Below are 14,720 nucleotides of genomic sequence, written 5' to 3' on the forward strand. Positions count from 1 at the left end.
TTAGATATTTTATTTAACAAAACTCATTATTTTAAAAGCTCTTAAGTAATAATTTGTTAATTAGAGTGGCACACCCAGAGGGACTCGAACCCCCGCATTCGCCTCCGGAGGGCGACGCTCTATCCAGTTAAGCTATGGGTGCTATATCTAATTATGTATAAAACCGAAGTAAATCTTATCGAAAATATAATTATACACAAAAGCATATACAAGATAAAAAATAACAAAGCCAATATCAACAATAACTGCTTCTATTAGCCCCATATCTAGCATATATGCAACAAGAGGGATAGTAACAATTAAAAGACCAGCTTCAAAGAGAATGGCATGCAACACTCTTATAATAACTCCTCTTTTTGAGCGACACCCGCCTGTTTTATTCTCGACGATGTCAAAAATATAGTTATATACAAGATTCCATAGCATGGCTATTATTGATACTATGATAGCTAGTCCTGCGATATGAAACATATCTTTGTGTAGGACAAACATGGCAAATGGGGTGAAAATCACTATTCCAAAAAATTCAAAGCCTATTGTGTGAACTAAACGGGCAGTGAAGCTCATACTTTTATTGTTCAAAGTTATACCTCATGTTTTGTTGTTAATACTATATATTTAATTATGCTAAGTTATTTATGATATTCGCTAATTTGAGAGATTGATCCCAATCAATAGCATGTCCGGATTTATTTAGATAAATTGTACTTACTATAGATTTATTTTTTACTAAAGATATGGTTTTTTGAATACTATCAATATGCTCTATTTGATCATTCTTTGATAAGAATATTACAGTAGGTATATCAATATTAACAAAATTATTAATAGCATCTTTATTTGAAATCCATTCATTTCGAGCTATTTTCTGTTTCGCATAAACTTCTGGAGTAGGAAATAAAGTGCTTATATCAGAGTTTATAAATCTAGATTTTTCAGTGGTTAGATCTTTAGGAGAGTATTTATATAAATTATTGTTAAATACATAATTATAGATATCGTCATTACTATTGAATTTAGGAGTTTTTTTAAACTTTGTAGAGTTGTCATTAGCACTTGTTGGCAAAGGTGGAGATATTAAAAAGATTTTTTTAAATGATTTACTTTTATCAAAAGCTGTTTGTAGGGCAATTGTAGTTCCCATTGACCAACCTAATAGATACGTATTTTTCAAATTTAGTTTCTTGATGAAGGAGTTAGTATCATTTCCTAGATCATAGATGGAATAGTTTACATTTGAATTATCTTGACTTGTATTTATACCACGATAATCAAGAATATATAAGTTATACTTTTGCGAGAGTATATCTATAAAATCTTTTGGCCAAAAGTTAGCAGTAGTACCAATACCAGTTAACATAATAAGATTTAAGTCGCTCTTGGAATTGTTAACTTGATAATAATGAACCTTATTTTTGTTTATCATTATTTCTTTACTTTGGATATCTAAAGCAAAAATACTTGTTGTAATAGTAATAAGGAATATGGTCAGTACTATTTTCTTCATCTTTTTGGTGTATTTGATTTTTATCAAGGAGATTCTAACAAAAAAAATACAAAAAAATCTTGAAAATGACTTTTTTGGCTCAATATCTAGTCATGCAAGAACTTAGAATAGGAAAATTTCTAAGCTGCACAAAAATTAAAAAATTTTTGAAAACACAAAATAGCAATAATTAACAAAGGAGTAAGATTGTTATGAACATTCGTCCATTACAAGACAGAGTATTAGTACGTCGTGCAGAAGAAGAAACAAAGTCTGCAGGTGGGATTATCTTAACTGGTAGTGCTCAAGAAAAGCCAAGTGAGGGTGAAGTTGTAGCTGTTGGGAATGGTAAGAAATTAGACAATGGTTCTACTCAACCTATGGATGTGAAAGTAGGCGATAAAGTACTATTTGGTAAATACTCAGGTAGTGAGGTAAAAGTAAATGATGAGACTCTTCTTATGATGAGAGAAGACGACATTATGGGTATTATCGGATAATTAAAAAGAATCTTAGAAATTTCAAAGGAGAAATAAAAATGGCTGCAAAAGAAGTTTTATTTTCAGATGACGCTCGTGCAAAAATGCTAGATGGTGTTAACACTTTAGCTAATGCTGTAAAAGTTACTTTAGGTCCTAAAGGTCGTAATGTCGTATTAGACAAATCATATGGTGCTCCAGCAATTACTAAAGATGGTGTATCTGTTGCTAAAGAAATCGAACTAGAAGATAAATTTGAGAATATGGGTGCTCAGATTGTTAAAGAAGTAGCATCTAAAACTGCTGATGTGGCGGGTGATGGTACTACTACTGCCACTGTATTAGCTCAAGCGCTACTTACAGAAGGTCTAAAAGCTGTTGCTGCAGGTATGAATCCTATGGATCTAAAAAGAGGGATTGATAAGGCTGCTACTAAATTAGTAGAAGAGCTAAAAGTACTTTCTAAGCCGTGTTCTGACTCTAAATCAATCGAGCAAGTGGGCACAATCTCTGCTAACTCTGACTCTACTGTAGGTAAGCTTATCGCTGAAGCTATGGCAAAAGTTGGCAAAGAAGGTGTGATCACTGTAGAAGAAGGAAAAGGTTTTGAAGATGAGCTTGATGTCGTTGAAGGTATGCAGTTTGATAGAGGTTATTTATCTCCATATTTCGCGACAAACCAAGAGAACATGACTACTGATCTAGAGAGCCCATATATATTACTAGTTGATAAGAAAATCTCTAATATCCGTGAATTACTTCCTGTATTAGAAGGTGTTTCTAAGTCTGGTAAAGCTCTATTGATCATCGCTGAAGATGTTGAGAGCGAAGCTTTAGCTACTTTAGTTGTTAACAATATGCGTGGTGTAGTTAAAGTATGTGCAGTTAAAGCTCCTGGCTTTGGCGATAGAAGAAAAGCTATGTTAGAAGACATTGCAATCTTAACAGGTGCTACAGTTATATCTGAAGAGCTTGGCATGAAGCTAGAAGAAGCTAATATGGAGCACTTAGGTACTGCAAATAGAGTACAAGTGACTAAAGATGATACTACAATCATTGATGGTGCTGGAGATAAAGATGCTATTGCAAATAGAGTTTCTCAAATCAAAGCAAATGTTGCAGAAGCTACTTCTGACTATGACAAAGAGAAGCTACAAGAAAGATTAGCTAAGCTATCTGGCGGTGTTGCTGTAATTAGAGTTGGTGCTATTACAGAAGCTGAGATGAAAGAGAAGAAAGACCGTGTTGATGATGCTTTACATGCTACTCGTGCAGCTGTAGAAGAAGGTATCGTCGCTGGCGGCGGTGTTGCACTTATTAGAGCGCAAAAAGCTCTTGATGGCTTGACTGGTGATAATGATGATCAGAACCACGGTATTGCTTTACTTAGAAAAGCAATCGAAGCTCCTCTAAGACAAATTGTACAAAATGCTGGTGGCGAAGCTTCTGTAGTTGTAAACGAAGTTAAAGCTAAAGAAGGAAGCCATGGCTATAATGCAGCTAATGATACTTATGGTGATATGGTTGAAATGGGTATCTTAGATCCTACTAAGGTTACTCGTTCAGCTCTACAACATGCTGCTTCAATTGCTGGTCTAATGATCACAACAGAAGCTATGGTTGGTGAGATCAAAGAAGATGCTCCAGCTATGCCTCCTATGGGCGGTGGCATGGGCGGTATGCCGAGCATGATGTAATAAAGTCTTAATATCCAAAAGTATCTCTTGTTAGATATGTTTTTGATATCATCTAAAGACTACATTTCAAATTCTCATATATCTTTTATCTAAAAATTAAATTCATCATTAAAAAATAAGCTTCTAGAATATTTATTCTTAATTATGATGTATATAATCATTATATGAATTATTAGCGAGTAATATATTTTATGGGTTCAATCTCAACAGATAATAAAGTTCTTGGATTAAAAGATGTAACTATAATGGCAGTCACTGCTAACTTTGGTATTCGTTGGATACCTGTTGCCGCAGGCTTGGGGGCATCTGCAATATTCTTTTGGATACTTGGAGCTTTAGTATTTTTCCTACCATTGGTTGTTATAGCTACACAATTGTCACGTAAGTATCCTGATGAGGGCGGTATGTATGCTTGGACTACTAGAGCTTTAGGTGAAAAATCAGGCTTTATGGTTGCATGGCTTTATTGGATTAATACAATATTTTACTATCCAGCAGTTCTAATATTCTTGGCTACAAATTTTGCTTACTTTATCGGTAAGCCTGAGTTGGTCGAGAATCATTATTATATTACTGTGGTGGTATTAATCGCTTTTTGGTTGATTACGGTAATTAGCTTTTATGGTCTAAAGGCAAATAAATATCTAGTAGATATTGGAGGTATTTTAGGCTCATTTATACCTGCTATTGTGATAATCATTTTAGGGGTGGCAGCATATATAGCCGTAGGGCATAGTGCTACTGATTTTTCTATGGCTAATATAGCTCCTCATGGTAGCTCGTGGGACAATCTTTCTACTTTGACTATTATTATGTTTGCTATGGCGGGTATCGAGATAATTCCTACTTTTGCCAACTCTGTTAGAGATGCTAAGAAAAACCTCTATTATGGCTTGATTTTATCTGCTTTTATATTACTTGGACTATATATACTAGGTACCGTAGCTCTGAATCTGGTAGCATCACCTGATGATATCGGTAAAGCATCTGGTTTGATGACTGCATTTGAGATTATAGGTCATCAATTTCATTGGGCATGGTTTCCTAAACTCATGGCATTTTTATTAACATTTGCTGAATTTGCCGCAGTTAGTATTTGGTTATTAGCACCTGTTATTATGTTTTTTAAATGTACTCCTAAAGGAATTTTGCCGGACTGGTTGCATAAAACTAACAAGCACGATTCTCCAAGAAATGCTTTGATATTTATGGGAGTGTTGGTCACCTTTATAGTCGTATTTACAAACTTGTTGCCATCAGTTGATGCGATGTATCAAATCTTGATTCTCATGGCAACTGTACTTTATTTTATCCCTTATTTATATCTTGTAATCGCTTATATCAAGCTTATGAATCATAAGATAAAATATCTGTTTGCAGTACTAGTTTTTGTATCGACATCATTAGGTATAATATTTAGCTTTCAACCTCCAAGCGATATGACTGATGCTTATGAGATTGCAATATATGAATCAGAACTAATTTTAGGGCCAATGATTTTTATATTTGTAGGATGGTTTTTGTATAAGTTTAGAAAATAATGGTTAATATTTTCCTACAACCTTGTCGAAAGCTTTTGTTGTCAAAAATCTTTTGAGAGTTGTCATAATCCAAGTTGCTTTCGTTATAAAGTATCTAGGTCTTGGTTTTTTTGCTACAAGAATTTTTTCAACAACTTTTGCTACTTCAATTGCAGGTAGGTTGAAAGGGATAGGTTTGTGATTACCAAGCATTATTCTATAGTATTCTTTATTGTGAGGTGAATTTTCTACTTCAACATTATCTATAGTCTTTAGAGCATTCTCTCTAAATTTACTTGTTACAGGTCCAGTATTTAATAGGCTAATGAAAATATTAGTATCCCTAAGTTCAAGTCGCATAGTATCAGTCATACCTTCTAGTGCATATTTACTAGCTACGTATGATCCACGATACCTCATACCAATAAGTCCTAGTATTGAACTATGCTGTATTATTTTCCCATAACCTTGTTTACGCATGATTTTTATAGCGTTGTTAGTTAGATTGTGTACGGCAAATACATTGGTTTCAAACTGCTTTTTGATAAATTGCGTATCGATATCTTCTAATGCGCCAACTTGTCCAAATCCAGCATTATTAAATACAGCATCTAATTTGCCACCAGTTTTAGCTAAAATAGACTCTAAAGCTTGATCAACTTGTTGATAATTAGTGACATCTATCAAGTAAGTATCAAAGCCTTCAGCTTTGAGCTTATCTACATCTTCTTGCTTTCTAGCAGAAGCAAAAACTTGATATCCTTTATCTCGAAGATAGATGGCTGTAGCGTAGCCAATGCCACCATGAGAGCAACCTGTTATTAGAATATTTTTTTTGTTATCCATATTTATAAAATCTAAAGTATCCTACTAAGTTAGTTTATTTTAAGTCTATCGAATAGTCAAAATAACGGAAAATTAAATTCTAAGCTGCTGTAAAAATATTTAAAAAGAGTTGTTTTTATATAATGATATTGTAAACCATTAAAATAATTAATGGTTTACAATTTGTGAAATATACAACTTAAGGACAAACTATATGTTTAAAAAAATATTTTTAATAGGAGCTTCTTTGTATGCCTCAGCGTATGCAAACGATATTGAGTTAATCGTTAAGTATAAAGATAATCAAAATAAAATAGGGACTGTTAGTGCTAATTCTGTAGCTACTATGAGTACAGTTCAAAACTATCAAGTCCTTGAAGATATAGATTCGAGAACAAAAGTTGTAAAAGTAAGTGATGGCCAGGCTTTACGGCCAACTACTACTAGTTTAAAAACTCAGTCAAGTAGTGCAGCCCAAAAGGTATCAAACAATAATGCTTATGCCGCTGCCAAAAATTTTATGGATAGTAATCCAAATGTTGAATATGCTATCCCAAAAAATTCAAAAATGTATGCTTATGATTTAAACAATACACAAACAACCAATACGACTAACTTTCAAAATAACATCATAAGCTGGGGACAACAGTGGGATATGCAGAGCCCGAAAGAGGTCACAGGCGGGATTGATGCTTATGGTGCATGGGACTTGGTTTTAGATAACCCAAAGAGAGTTGATGTCGCTGTAATTGATTCAGGATTAGCTTATGCTGCTCCTGAAGATATATCAAAAAAAATAGATAGAGATCATAGCCATTACTATTTTTTTATGAAGAATAGAGAGCTTAGAGTATCTAGCAATATCTATGATAATGGTAGTTTTCATGGTACACATGTAGCAGGGACAGTGGCTGCAAATGGTCCTAAAGTCAAAGGTGTTGCAGGACCAATAGATAGTATTAAGATTTTGCCTATTAGAGCTTTAGGAGATGATGGCAGCGGTGATACTTATGCTATTTTAGAATCTGTCAAATGGGCAGCAGGAGCGCAAGTATATGCAAAAAATAGTAGTGGGCAATATTTAGAGGACAACAAAGCTCCAGTTAAAGTTATCAATCTTAGCCTTGGGATGTCTAGAATTGATCCATACACTGGACAGCCTATAGTCAGTCGAGATGAGTGGAGGGAGAACTATATGGGCACATTATGCCCAGCATGGAAAGAGGCCATTCAAGCTGCACATGAAAGAGGTGTAACAGTAGTTATTGCCGCAGGTAATGATGGTAAAAATTTATTTAATGACATACCATCAGGCTGTAGAGATATTAATGCTATAGTTGTTGAATCTACAGGGCCGGAAGGATTGTTAGCACCTTACTCGACATACTATGCTCCTGATGGGATACTAAAGTGGGTAGTAAACAGTCTAGTTGTTAGAGCTCCAGGTGGAGATAGTTATAATTATGGCAAAACAGCTCAAATATACTCTACTCTAAATAACTATGAATATGGTTATATGCAGGGTACATCTATGGCTACTCCTCATGTTGCTGGTATCATTGCATTATTGTACGCCAATTTACAAGAGTCTCAGTCTTTAGGGCAAGATGTAAGTGTAGTAAGAAAAGCATTGCAAGATTCTAAAGATATTTATAGCCCTAATATTGTTAATGCGAAGAATTCATTGAATAATTTGAAGAGTACTACACAAACAATAGCAGCATAGAGATGACTTTGAAGACAAAAATTATTTAAGATTTTTAAGGGCTTCTTTTATTTCTAGATTTCTGATATTAGCATCAAAAATACATTCTGTTTTCTCTAAAATAAATTTTTGGATTTTCTCAACATCATTAGTAAAGTGAGCAATTAACTCTTTTACAGTTTCTTCTGATATATGGTTTTTATGTGCAAATTCTGCAACGTCTTCAATAATTTTTGTCATGTTATTTCCTTAAATTATCTTTTTTATTTTGCCAAAGACTTTGTTTAGAAAACCTTTTTTAGTTCGCGATTTATTGGCTCTCTTCAGTTCGTTAAGCCTATGCATTTGATCTACGGAGTTTTGAATAGATTCTATATTTTCTGAATCGTTACTTTGCAGACAGTCTTCATTAGGAGAAGTCTCTTCTTCTTCAGTTAGCTGTATTTCTTCAGAATAAATATTTGGGTCATTTAAATCAGTATATTTTAAATCAAGGCTAGCAGTTTTTGGGGCTTCGGGCTTCATAGAAAATTTATTCTCAGTTATGACATAAACATCATTTTCATTTTTTTTGATGAAACCCCGGTCTCTGAGTGCCCTACGATATTTGTATATTAAACTTCTAGAAACTCCAAAACCATCTGCTAATTGGGCAACACTATAGCCCTGTTCAATAGCTTTTAGAATAGCTTTTTTTATAGCAAATTCTTTCTCATTAGGTATTTTCATATTAAAATATTTGACCCGAAAAATATTTATTTAATTATAGCTTAGCGATTAGATTTATACAACTTGTCCCGAGGCCCAACCAGAAGCCCAAGCCCATTGAAAATTATATCCACCTAGCCATCCAGTTACATCAATAACTTCGCCAATAAAGTATAAACCTTTGACTTTATTTGCTTCAAGAGTTTTTGATGACATTTCATCACAACTAATACCACCCAAGGTAACTTCTGCAGTTCGGTAGCCCTCTGTTGTCTGAGGGTATATTACCCACTCATGGAGCTGTTGATGAATCTTATTTATTTGTTCAGCAGACAAATCACAAATTCTTTTTTCAAGTAGAAATTTCTCAAAAAATGTACTAATAAGATTTTTTGGTAGTAACTCCGATAGAGTATTTTTTAAAGTGACTTTTGAACTTTGTTCTTTTTTCGAAGTCAAAAAATCAATAATATTTATATTTGGAGAAAGATTAATTTCAACACTTTCTCCTGAATGCCAATAAGATGATATTTGTAAAATTGCTGGACCACTTAATCCCTTATGTGTAAAAAGAATGTTTTCGTCGAAGCTTGCCCGATTGTTTGAAACTCTACAATAAGTTGATACTCCACGTAATTGTCCAAACTTTTGTTGATCTTCTGAGCTGAAAATAAAAGGCACAAGACCAGCTCTTTGAGGATTAACCTTTAATCCAAATTTTTTAGCGATTTTATAACCAAATCCAGTTGCACCCATAGTAGGTATAGATAAGCCACCGGTAGCAATCACCAGTGACTGGCATACATATTCGCCAGAATTAGATTTTAGATAAAATAAGTCTTCTTTTTTTATGGCGCTATCAATAGTTGTATGTAGTTGTATCTTAGCTTGATATTTTTGGCACTCATCTAGAAGCATATTAACGATATCTTTAGCTTTGTTATCACAAAAAAGCTGGCCTAGTGTCTTCTCATGATAAGGAATGTTGTATTCACTAACCAAGCTGATGAAATCCCATTGGGTATATCTTGATAGTGCGGATTTCATGAAGTGTTGATTATCTGCTAAGTACCTATCAGCGGCTATGTTATAATTTGTGAAATTACACCTTCCACCACCAGACATTAGAATCTTTTTGCCTACTTTATTGGCATGGTCTAATACTAGTACACTACGACCTCTTTTAGCAGCTTCTATAGCACACATAAGTCCAGCAGCGCCTGCACCAATTATTATTACATCATAGCTTTTTATAGACATAAGACTTTAAAGATCCTTTAGTTTATACCAGTATAACCCAATAATTATAAACATTAAAACCAAGTAAATGCTTATAATATTTGTAATACTGTGAGCATGAACGTAGCTTTGTAAAAATGATGTTAGACTAGTCATTGAGATATTCACAAAATACATAATTGCTGCTGCAGTTCCGGGGATATGGCGAAACATTGATATACCTTTACCCATCGATAATGGAAAAATTGATCCACATGTGAAATAAACAGCCATAGTAGCAATAATGATCAAAGATATATTATTGCTTATTAAGCTAATTATAAAGAAAATACTAGTCAATACTATAAATAGATGTATAACTACAAAAAATATTTTACCAACAGAATAGTGATCTAATAATCTACGCCCAAGTATCGGTGCTGGTAGGAAAGCGCAGCCTAAAAATATAGCTAATTTACCAAAGTAAGCGGCTGAATATCCCATTACATCTTGAATTAAAAAAGGTCCCAAAGTATTGAAACTAATGATAAGTGAATAAGCTATCCCCATAGCTACACAGAGAGTCATGAATTCTCTATTAGTTACAACCTCTATTATATCTTGTTTGATTTTAGTTATGCTTAGTTTTGATTTTTTGCTAAGCGTTTCTGGGATATAGATAAAAACTAATATTGTCAGCAATGCTACTACTATGCTAAAGAAGTAAAATCCAGATTTCCAACCAAAAGCATCTTGTAAGAAGCCACCGATTATAGGTCCTGCAATAGGTCCTAATCCCCATAAAAATCCCATTGTTGGCCCAAGTTTTAGTAGCTTCTCAGGTGGCAGAATATCTGAAAAAACTCCTCGAGTAACAACTCCCATTGACCCCATAAGGAACCCTTGAGAAAATCTTGAACCTAGCAATACATATTCGTTTGGTATTAGAGTAGGTAGTAAGCTAACTATCACAAATAGTACGCATGATGATCTAAGTAGAACTTTGCGACCTATACCATCAGTAATGATACCTATTAGCAGATTACCAATAGCATATCCTATAAGATATATTGAGATCACCATCTTTGAAATAGATGCTGTAGTATTTAATGAAATACTTATACCTGGTAAAGATGGTGCAAATAAATCTATACTCATGCCCATCAATATGGGGAATGACAGTAATATAAGCATTCTTACCCTATGCTTATAGTTATTGGACGTAAAATTATTTTGTTTAATCAATTTGTTTTAAGAAAGAACTTTAAGAGAAAGTGATTTTAGCAGATTTTGCTAGTGATTGAATAGTCACTAGCAGTATATATGTAATATAAATTTTAGATACTAATATCTACCTTGTTGAATCATAGCTTCTGCAACTTTCTCAAAGCCGGCCAAGTTTGCACCAGCAACCAAGTTATATCCTAGGTTGTATTTGCTACTAGCAAACTTACAAGCGTGGAATATGTTAGCCATAATTTGTTGTAACTTAGCTTCAACTTCTTCTGCTGTCCATGCCAATCTAGCAGAGTTTTGACTCATTTCTAAACCAGAAACCGCAACACCACCAGCATTGGCAGCTTTACCTGGAGCTAGGCATACGCCTTTTTTCATTAAGAATTCGATTGCTTCGTTAGTTGTAGGCATGTTAGATGCTTCAACAACATATTTAACACCAGCATCAATAAGCTTTTGAGCTTCTTCAACATCAATTTCATTTTGAGTAGCTGCAGGGATAGCGATATCTGCTTTGACTCCCCAAGGCTTCTCACCTGGATGCCAGCTAGCATTGAATTCTTTAGCATAGTCTTGCATAGAAGCTTTACCTTCGCGAATTTTAAGTAAGAATTCAATCTTCTCATCTGTTGTGATACCTTCAGGATCATGTACGAATCCTTTTGAGCCAGAAATAGTAACAACTTTACCACCAAGTTGTGCAACTTTTTTACATACACCCCAAGCAACGTTACCATAGCCAGATGTCACAATAGTTTTACCTTCCATAGTTTCACCATCATGCTTGAGCATTTCATCTAAGAAGAAAACAGCACCGTAACCAGTAGCTTCTGGACGAATCAAGCTTCCACCAGACTCTAACGACTTACCAGTTAATACACCATTTTCAAAAGAATTTCTTACTCTTCTGTATTGGCCATACATATAGCCAATTTCTCTACCACCAACACCAATATCTCCAGCAGGAACGTCTCTGTCTGGGCCAATATGACGCTGTAATTCCATCATAAAACTTTGACAGAAGTTCATGATTTCTTGCTCTGTTTTGCCTTTAGGGTCAAAGTCAGCACCACCTTTACCACCACCCATTGGAAGTGTAGTTAAGCTATTTTTGAAAACCTGCTCAAAACCTAAGAATTTGATAATTCCAGAATATACGCTAGGATGGAATCTAATACCACCTTTGAAAGGACCGATAGCTCCGTTAAACTGGTATCTGAAACCTCTGTTAACTTGTACGTCACCATTTCTATCAACCCATGGTACTCTAAAAGAGATGCCTCTTTCAGGTTCAACAATACGTCCTAAGATATTTTCTTCGATATACTTAGGGTTTTGTTCTAGAGCTGGTTTAAGAGTAGAAAATACTTCTTTAACGGCTTGGATGAATTCCTTTTCATGTCCGTCTCTTTTTTCAACATCAGCAATTACGCTATCAATATATTTCTGAGCATTCATTTATGCATCTCCTTTGTGATTTGAAAATTTATTTAGAATATTTCTCATATACGAAGTCGACTCAATCATAAATTTTCATGATGAATCATATAAGAGAATATCCTACATGTACAAGTTTGCATTTTACCAAATCAGTTTACAACGAACTTGGCTTAATTAACATGATTTTATAATAATATTTTATTAATAAAAATCAAATAATCTAATTTCATATATAAAAATATTTTACAAAAAATTGATTATTGTTTAGTCTAATGAGATAAATAATATTTTTCGTTAAATTAAACCAAAAGGAATAGAGCATGAGTATGTCATTTGGTTATAACTTTATGAGTCGTATTTGGAACCTCTAACAGCAGGAGAATAGTGTATGTATATTTCAAACTTTTATTTCAAAATAAATTATTCATTAATACCAAAAAACCATAAAACATACACTAAGCGAAAACCTCTTATTCTTTAAATTTATTTTATTGATTGAAGTTTAGGAGGACAAAATGGGTAGTCAAAATCTAAGTATACAAAAAATACCAAAGGCTAAGCAATTAATTGTAGTAACCACATCAAATTGGCAGAGTGTATCGGGGAAGCTTTGGTTTTTTGAAAAAGACAATCAAAATAATTGGTTGGCTAAGAAATTAGCGACTACTGTAGTAGTTGGTAAGAATGGCATAGCTTGGGCAGATAGCATATATCAAAGTCTAGCAGATGCAGACTTAAAAAAAGAAGGTGATAGTAAATCACCAGCAGGTATTTTCGATATTGGTAAAACTTTTGGATTTGCTAATATCTCAGCAGTTGAATATGTACAGCTAAAAACTGGAATCGAATGTGTAGATGATAGTAATTCAAAATATTATAACCAAATAGTTAATGGTAATGTTATTGATGATAAAGATTGGCTCTCAGCTGAAAATATGTCAGAGATTGCTATCTATAAATATGGTGTAGAGATTTTGTACAATACTAATCCAGCGATAGCCAAAAAAGGCTCTTGTATTTTTATGCATATCTGGAAGTCTCCGACGACAGGTACAGAAGGATGTACTGCTATGGCAGAGGATGATATTAGAGATATTCAATCTTATTTGGATATGAATAAAAATCCTATATTGGTGCAATTAACTCAAGATGTTTATAAACAAGTACAAAATGATTGGCAGTTGCCGATTTTATATTAAAAAGGATAATTAAATGAGTAACTATATAGTTTTTGATAGAGCTAGACTGGCTAATTATATAAAAGAGCATAAACTCACGACACCATGTTATATATACGATAGTACACTTTTGGAAGATATATTTGCCAGTGCAAAAAAAGCATTAGATAAAAATTTCAAAAACGCTGAAATTCATTATGCAATTAAGGCAAATCATCATCCAACGATAGTAAATATTGCTAAGAAATATGGTATGGGGATTGATTGTGTAAGTGGCGGTGAGATTAGAAGGGCGCTTGAGCAGAATGTAGATCCTCAGCATATTGTTTTTGCAGGAGTTGGCAAAGCTGATTGGGAGATTGAATTGGCTATTGATAATGATATTTTTGCTTTTAACAGCGAGTCTTTAGAAGAGATAGAAGTTATTAGTAAAATTGCATCCTTGAAGAATAAACAGGTAAATATTTGCTTACGTGTAAATCCAAATATAGATGCACAGACTCATCATTATATAAGTACGGGGCAGTTTGATGATAAGTTTGGTATTGCTTTTATTGATGTTCTTAAGTGGTTAAAAAATGATTTTCAAAACTTTGACAACATAAATATTATAGGATTGCATTATCATGTCGGTTCACAGATATTGAATTATCAGGTTTTTCAATCACTAGCTATAACGACAAATGAGCATATAAAACTTCTCAAGCAAAATGATATTAATATTGAGCATATTAATTTTGGTGGTGGTTTAGGGATTGATTATCAAAATCCACAACAGAATCCTATAGTAGACTTTGATAACTATTTTGCTAGATTTAGAGAGTTTTTTGAGTATTGTGATGATGTTAAGCTACATTTTGAGCTTGGTAGATCATTAGTAGGGCAGTCAGGCGTGCTTGTATCACAGGTATTATTTAATAAAGTGACTCAAGATACTCATTTTGCGATTATAGATGCAGGTATGACAGAGCTTATTAGACCAGCATTGTATCAAGCGCAACACAAGATTGAGGCTTTGATTGATGAAAGTGTCGATGAAAAGCAACATTATCATATAGTTGGGCCTATCTGTGAATCTAGTGATGTATTTGCAAAATATTATCAGCTTCCTAAAATAAAGCGTGGTGACTTATTAGCTATATATTCAGCAGGAGCTTATGGTAAGGTTTTAGCTAGTGAATATAATCTAAGACCAACTGTTCAAGAGTATTTTATATAAGGTTTATTT

14 protein-coding genes and 1 tRNA gene are annotated in these 14,720 nt (G+C 33.7%); 6 read left to right on the forward strand and 9 right to left on the reverse strand.

Features of this window, described 5'->3' with window-relative positions:
• Positions 1 to 66: 66 nt before the first annotated feature.
• The 3 genes from F0R75_RS00590 to F0R75_RS00600 form a co-directional block, all read right to left on the reverse strand.
• Positions 67 to 142: transfer RNA gene (locus F0R75_RS00590), tRNA-Arg, on the reverse strand.
• Between the two features lie 5 nt (positions 143 to 147).
• Positions 148 to 582 carry a PACE efflux transporter gene (locus F0R75_RS00595; RefSeq protein ID WP_041263637.1) on the reverse strand — a complete coding sequence of 145 codons (435 nt, stop codon included), beginning with the start codon at positions 580 to 582 and terminating at the stop codon, positions 148 to 150.
• Positions 583 to 622: 40 nt separating this feature from the next.
• The gene (locus F0R75_RS00600) at positions 623 to 1,507 is read right to left on the reverse strand and encodes an alpha/beta fold hydrolase (protein WP_149368720.1); all 885 of its coding nucleotides are present in this window, start codon (positions 1,505 to 1,507) and stop codon (positions 623 to 625) included.
• 191 nt (positions 1,508 to 1,698) lie between these two features.
• Between F0R75_RS00600 and F0R75_RS00605 the strand changes: the two genes are divergently transcribed.
• The 3 genes from F0R75_RS00605 to F0R75_RS00615 all read left to right on the forward strand — a co-directional run bounded on the left by F0R75_RS00605 (position 1,699) and on the right by F0R75_RS00615 (position 5,203).
• Positions 1,699 to 1,986 carry a co-chaperone GroES gene (locus F0R75_RS00605; protein ID WP_013922465.1) on the forward strand — a complete coding sequence of 96 codons (288 nt, stop codon included), beginning with the start codon at positions 1,699 to 1,701 and terminating at the stop codon, positions 1,984 to 1,986.
• A 38-nt stretch (positions 1,987 to 2,024) separates the two neighbouring features.
• Positions 2,025 to 3,662: a chaperonin GroEL gene (groL, locus tag F0R75_RS00610; RefSeq protein WP_149377169.1), complete on the forward strand. Its 1,638-nt coding sequence runs from the start codon at positions 2,025 to 2,027 to the stop codon at positions 3,660 to 3,662.
• 191 nt (positions 3,663 to 3,853) lie between these two features.
• Positions 3,854 to 5,203, forward strand: a complete 1,350-nt coding sequence (locus F0R75_RS00615) for an APC family permease (RefSeq protein WP_149368718.1) — start codon at positions 3,854 to 3,856, stop codon at positions 5,201 to 5,203.
• 3 nt (positions 5,204 to 5,206) lie between these two features.
• Here F0R75_RS00615 and F0R75_RS00620 read toward each other — a convergent pair whose 3' ends face one another.
• Positions 5,207 to 6,028, reverse strand: a complete 822-nt coding sequence (locus tag F0R75_RS00620; RefSeq protein ID WP_149368717.1) for an SDR family NAD(P)-dependent oxidoreductase — start codon at positions 6,026 to 6,028, stop codon at positions 5,207 to 5,209.
• Between the two features lie 193 nt (positions 6,029 to 6,221).
• Here F0R75_RS00620 and F0R75_RS00625 point away from each other — a divergent pair, with 193 nt between their 5' ends.
• A complete protein-coding gene (locus F0R75_RS00625) occupies positions 6,222 to 7,733 on the forward strand; it encodes a S8 family serine peptidase (protein WP_149368716.1) in 1,512 nt (503 codons plus the stop codon).
• 21 nt (positions 7,734 to 7,754) lie between these two features.
• Here F0R75_RS00625 and F0R75_RS00630 read toward each other — a convergent pair whose 3' ends face one another.
• The 5 genes from F0R75_RS00630 to gdhA all read right to left on the reverse strand — a co-directional run bounded on the left by F0R75_RS00630 (position 7,755) and on the right by gdhA (position 12,332).
• A complete protein-coding gene (locus F0R75_RS00630) occupies positions 7,755 to 7,952 on the reverse strand; it encodes a hypothetical protein (protein WP_013922470.1) in 198 nt (65 codons plus the stop codon).
• A gap of 9 nt (positions 7,953 to 7,961) precedes the next feature.
• Entirely contained in the window at positions 7,962 to 8,441 is a 480-nt protein-coding gene (locus F0R75_RS00635) for an FTL_1293 family small RNA FtrC-regulated protein (protein ID WP_149377170.1), read from the reverse strand.
• A gap of 54 nt (positions 8,442 to 8,495) precedes the next feature.
• Positions 8,496 to 9,680, reverse strand: a complete 1,185-nt coding sequence (locus tag F0R75_RS00640) for a BaiN/RdsA family NAD(P)/FAD-dependent oxidoreductase (RefSeq protein WP_149368714.1) — start codon at positions 9,678 to 9,680, stop codon at positions 8,496 to 8,498.
• A 6-nt stretch (positions 9,681 to 9,686) separates the two neighbouring features.
• Positions 9,687 to 10,832 (reverse strand): MFS transporter, encoded by a 1,146-nt coding sequence (locus F0R75_RS00645; RefSeq protein WP_149377171.1) that lies wholly within the window; start codon positions 10,830 to 10,832, stop codon positions 9,687 to 9,689.
• A gap of 150 nt (positions 10,833 to 10,982) precedes the next feature.
• Positions 10,983 to 12,332 (reverse strand): NADP-specific glutamate dehydrogenase, encoded by a 1,350-nt coding sequence (gene gdhA, locus F0R75_RS00650; RefSeq protein WP_146420800.1) that lies wholly within the window; start codon positions 12,330 to 12,332, stop codon positions 10,983 to 10,985.
• Positions 12,333 to 12,829: 497 nt separating this feature from the next.
• On the opposite strand from gdhA, the gene F0R75_RS00655 reads away from it, so the two are divergent.
• Complete coding sequence (locus F0R75_RS00655) at positions 12,830 to 13,513, forward strand: L,D-transpeptidase family protein (RefSeq protein ID WP_149368712.1); 684 nt, start codon at positions 12,830 to 12,832, stop codon at positions 13,511 to 13,513.
• A gap of 13 nt (positions 13,514 to 13,526) precedes the next feature.
• Positions 13,527 to 14,711 (forward strand): diaminopimelate decarboxylase, encoded by a 1,185-nt coding sequence (gene lysA, locus F0R75_RS00660; RefSeq protein WP_149368711.1) that lies wholly within the window; start codon positions 13,527 to 13,529, stop codon positions 14,709 to 14,711.
• Positions 14,712 to 14,720: the final 9 nt, after the last annotated feature.

The organism is Francisella marina (assembly GCF_008369785.1).
Lineage (GTDB): Bacteria > Pseudomonadota > Gammaproteobacteria > Francisellales > Francisellaceae > Francisella > Francisella salimarina.

What these genes read in the sequence shown, in the direction of transcription:
- F0R75_RS00600 (WP_149368720.1), bottom strand. Translation starts at nt 1,507, where the DNA reads ATGAAGAAAATAGTACTGACCATATTCCTTATTACTATTACAACAAGT.
- F0R75_RS00605 (WP_013922465.1), top strand. Translation starts at nt 1,699, where the DNA reads ATGAACATTCGTCCATTACAAGACAGAGTATTAGTACGTCGTGCAGAA.
- groL (WP_149377169.1), top strand. Translation starts at nt 2,025, where the DNA reads ATGGCTGCAAAAGAAGTTTTATTTTCAGATGACGCTCGTGCAAAAATG.
- F0R75_RS00615 (WP_149368718.1), top strand. Translation starts at nt 3,854, where the DNA reads ATGGGTTCAATCTCAACAGATAATAAAGTTCTTGGATTAAAAGATGTA.
- F0R75_RS00620 (WP_149368717.1), bottom strand. Translation starts at nt 6,028, where the DNA reads ATGGATAACAAAAAAAATATTCTAATAACAGGTTGCTCTCATGGTGGC.
- F0R75_RS00625 (WP_149368716.1), top strand. Translation starts at nt 6,222, where the DNA reads ATGTTTAAAAAAATATTTTTAATAGGAGCTTCTTTGTATGCCTCAGCG.
- F0R75_RS00630 (WP_013922470.1), bottom strand. Translation starts at nt 7,952, where the DNA reads ATGACAAAAATTATTGAAGACGTTGCAGAATTTGCACATAAAAACCAT.
- F0R75_RS00635 (WP_149377170.1), bottom strand. Translation starts at nt 8,441, where the DNA reads ATGAAAATACCTAATGAGAAAGAATTTGCTATAAAAAAAGCTATTCTA.
- F0R75_RS00640 (WP_149368714.1), bottom strand. Translation starts at nt 9,680, where the DNA reads ATGTCTATAAAAAGCTATGATGTAATAATAATTGGTGCAGGCGCTGCT.
- F0R75_RS00645 (WP_149377171.1), bottom strand. Translation starts at nt 10,832, where the DNA reads ATGCTTATATTACTGTCATTCCCCATATTGATGGGCATGAGTATAGAT.
- gdhA (WP_146420800.1), bottom strand. Translation starts at nt 12,332, where the DNA reads ATGAATGCTCAGAAATATATTGATAGCGTAATTGCTGATGTTGAAAAA.
- F0R75_RS00655 (WP_149368712.1), top strand. Translation starts at nt 12,830, where the DNA reads ATGGGTAGTCAAAATCTAAGTATACAAAAAATACCAAAGGCTAAGCAA.
- lysA (WP_149368711.1), top strand. Translation starts at nt 13,527, where the DNA reads ATGAGTAACTATATAGTTTTTGATAGAGCTAGACTGGCTAATTATATA.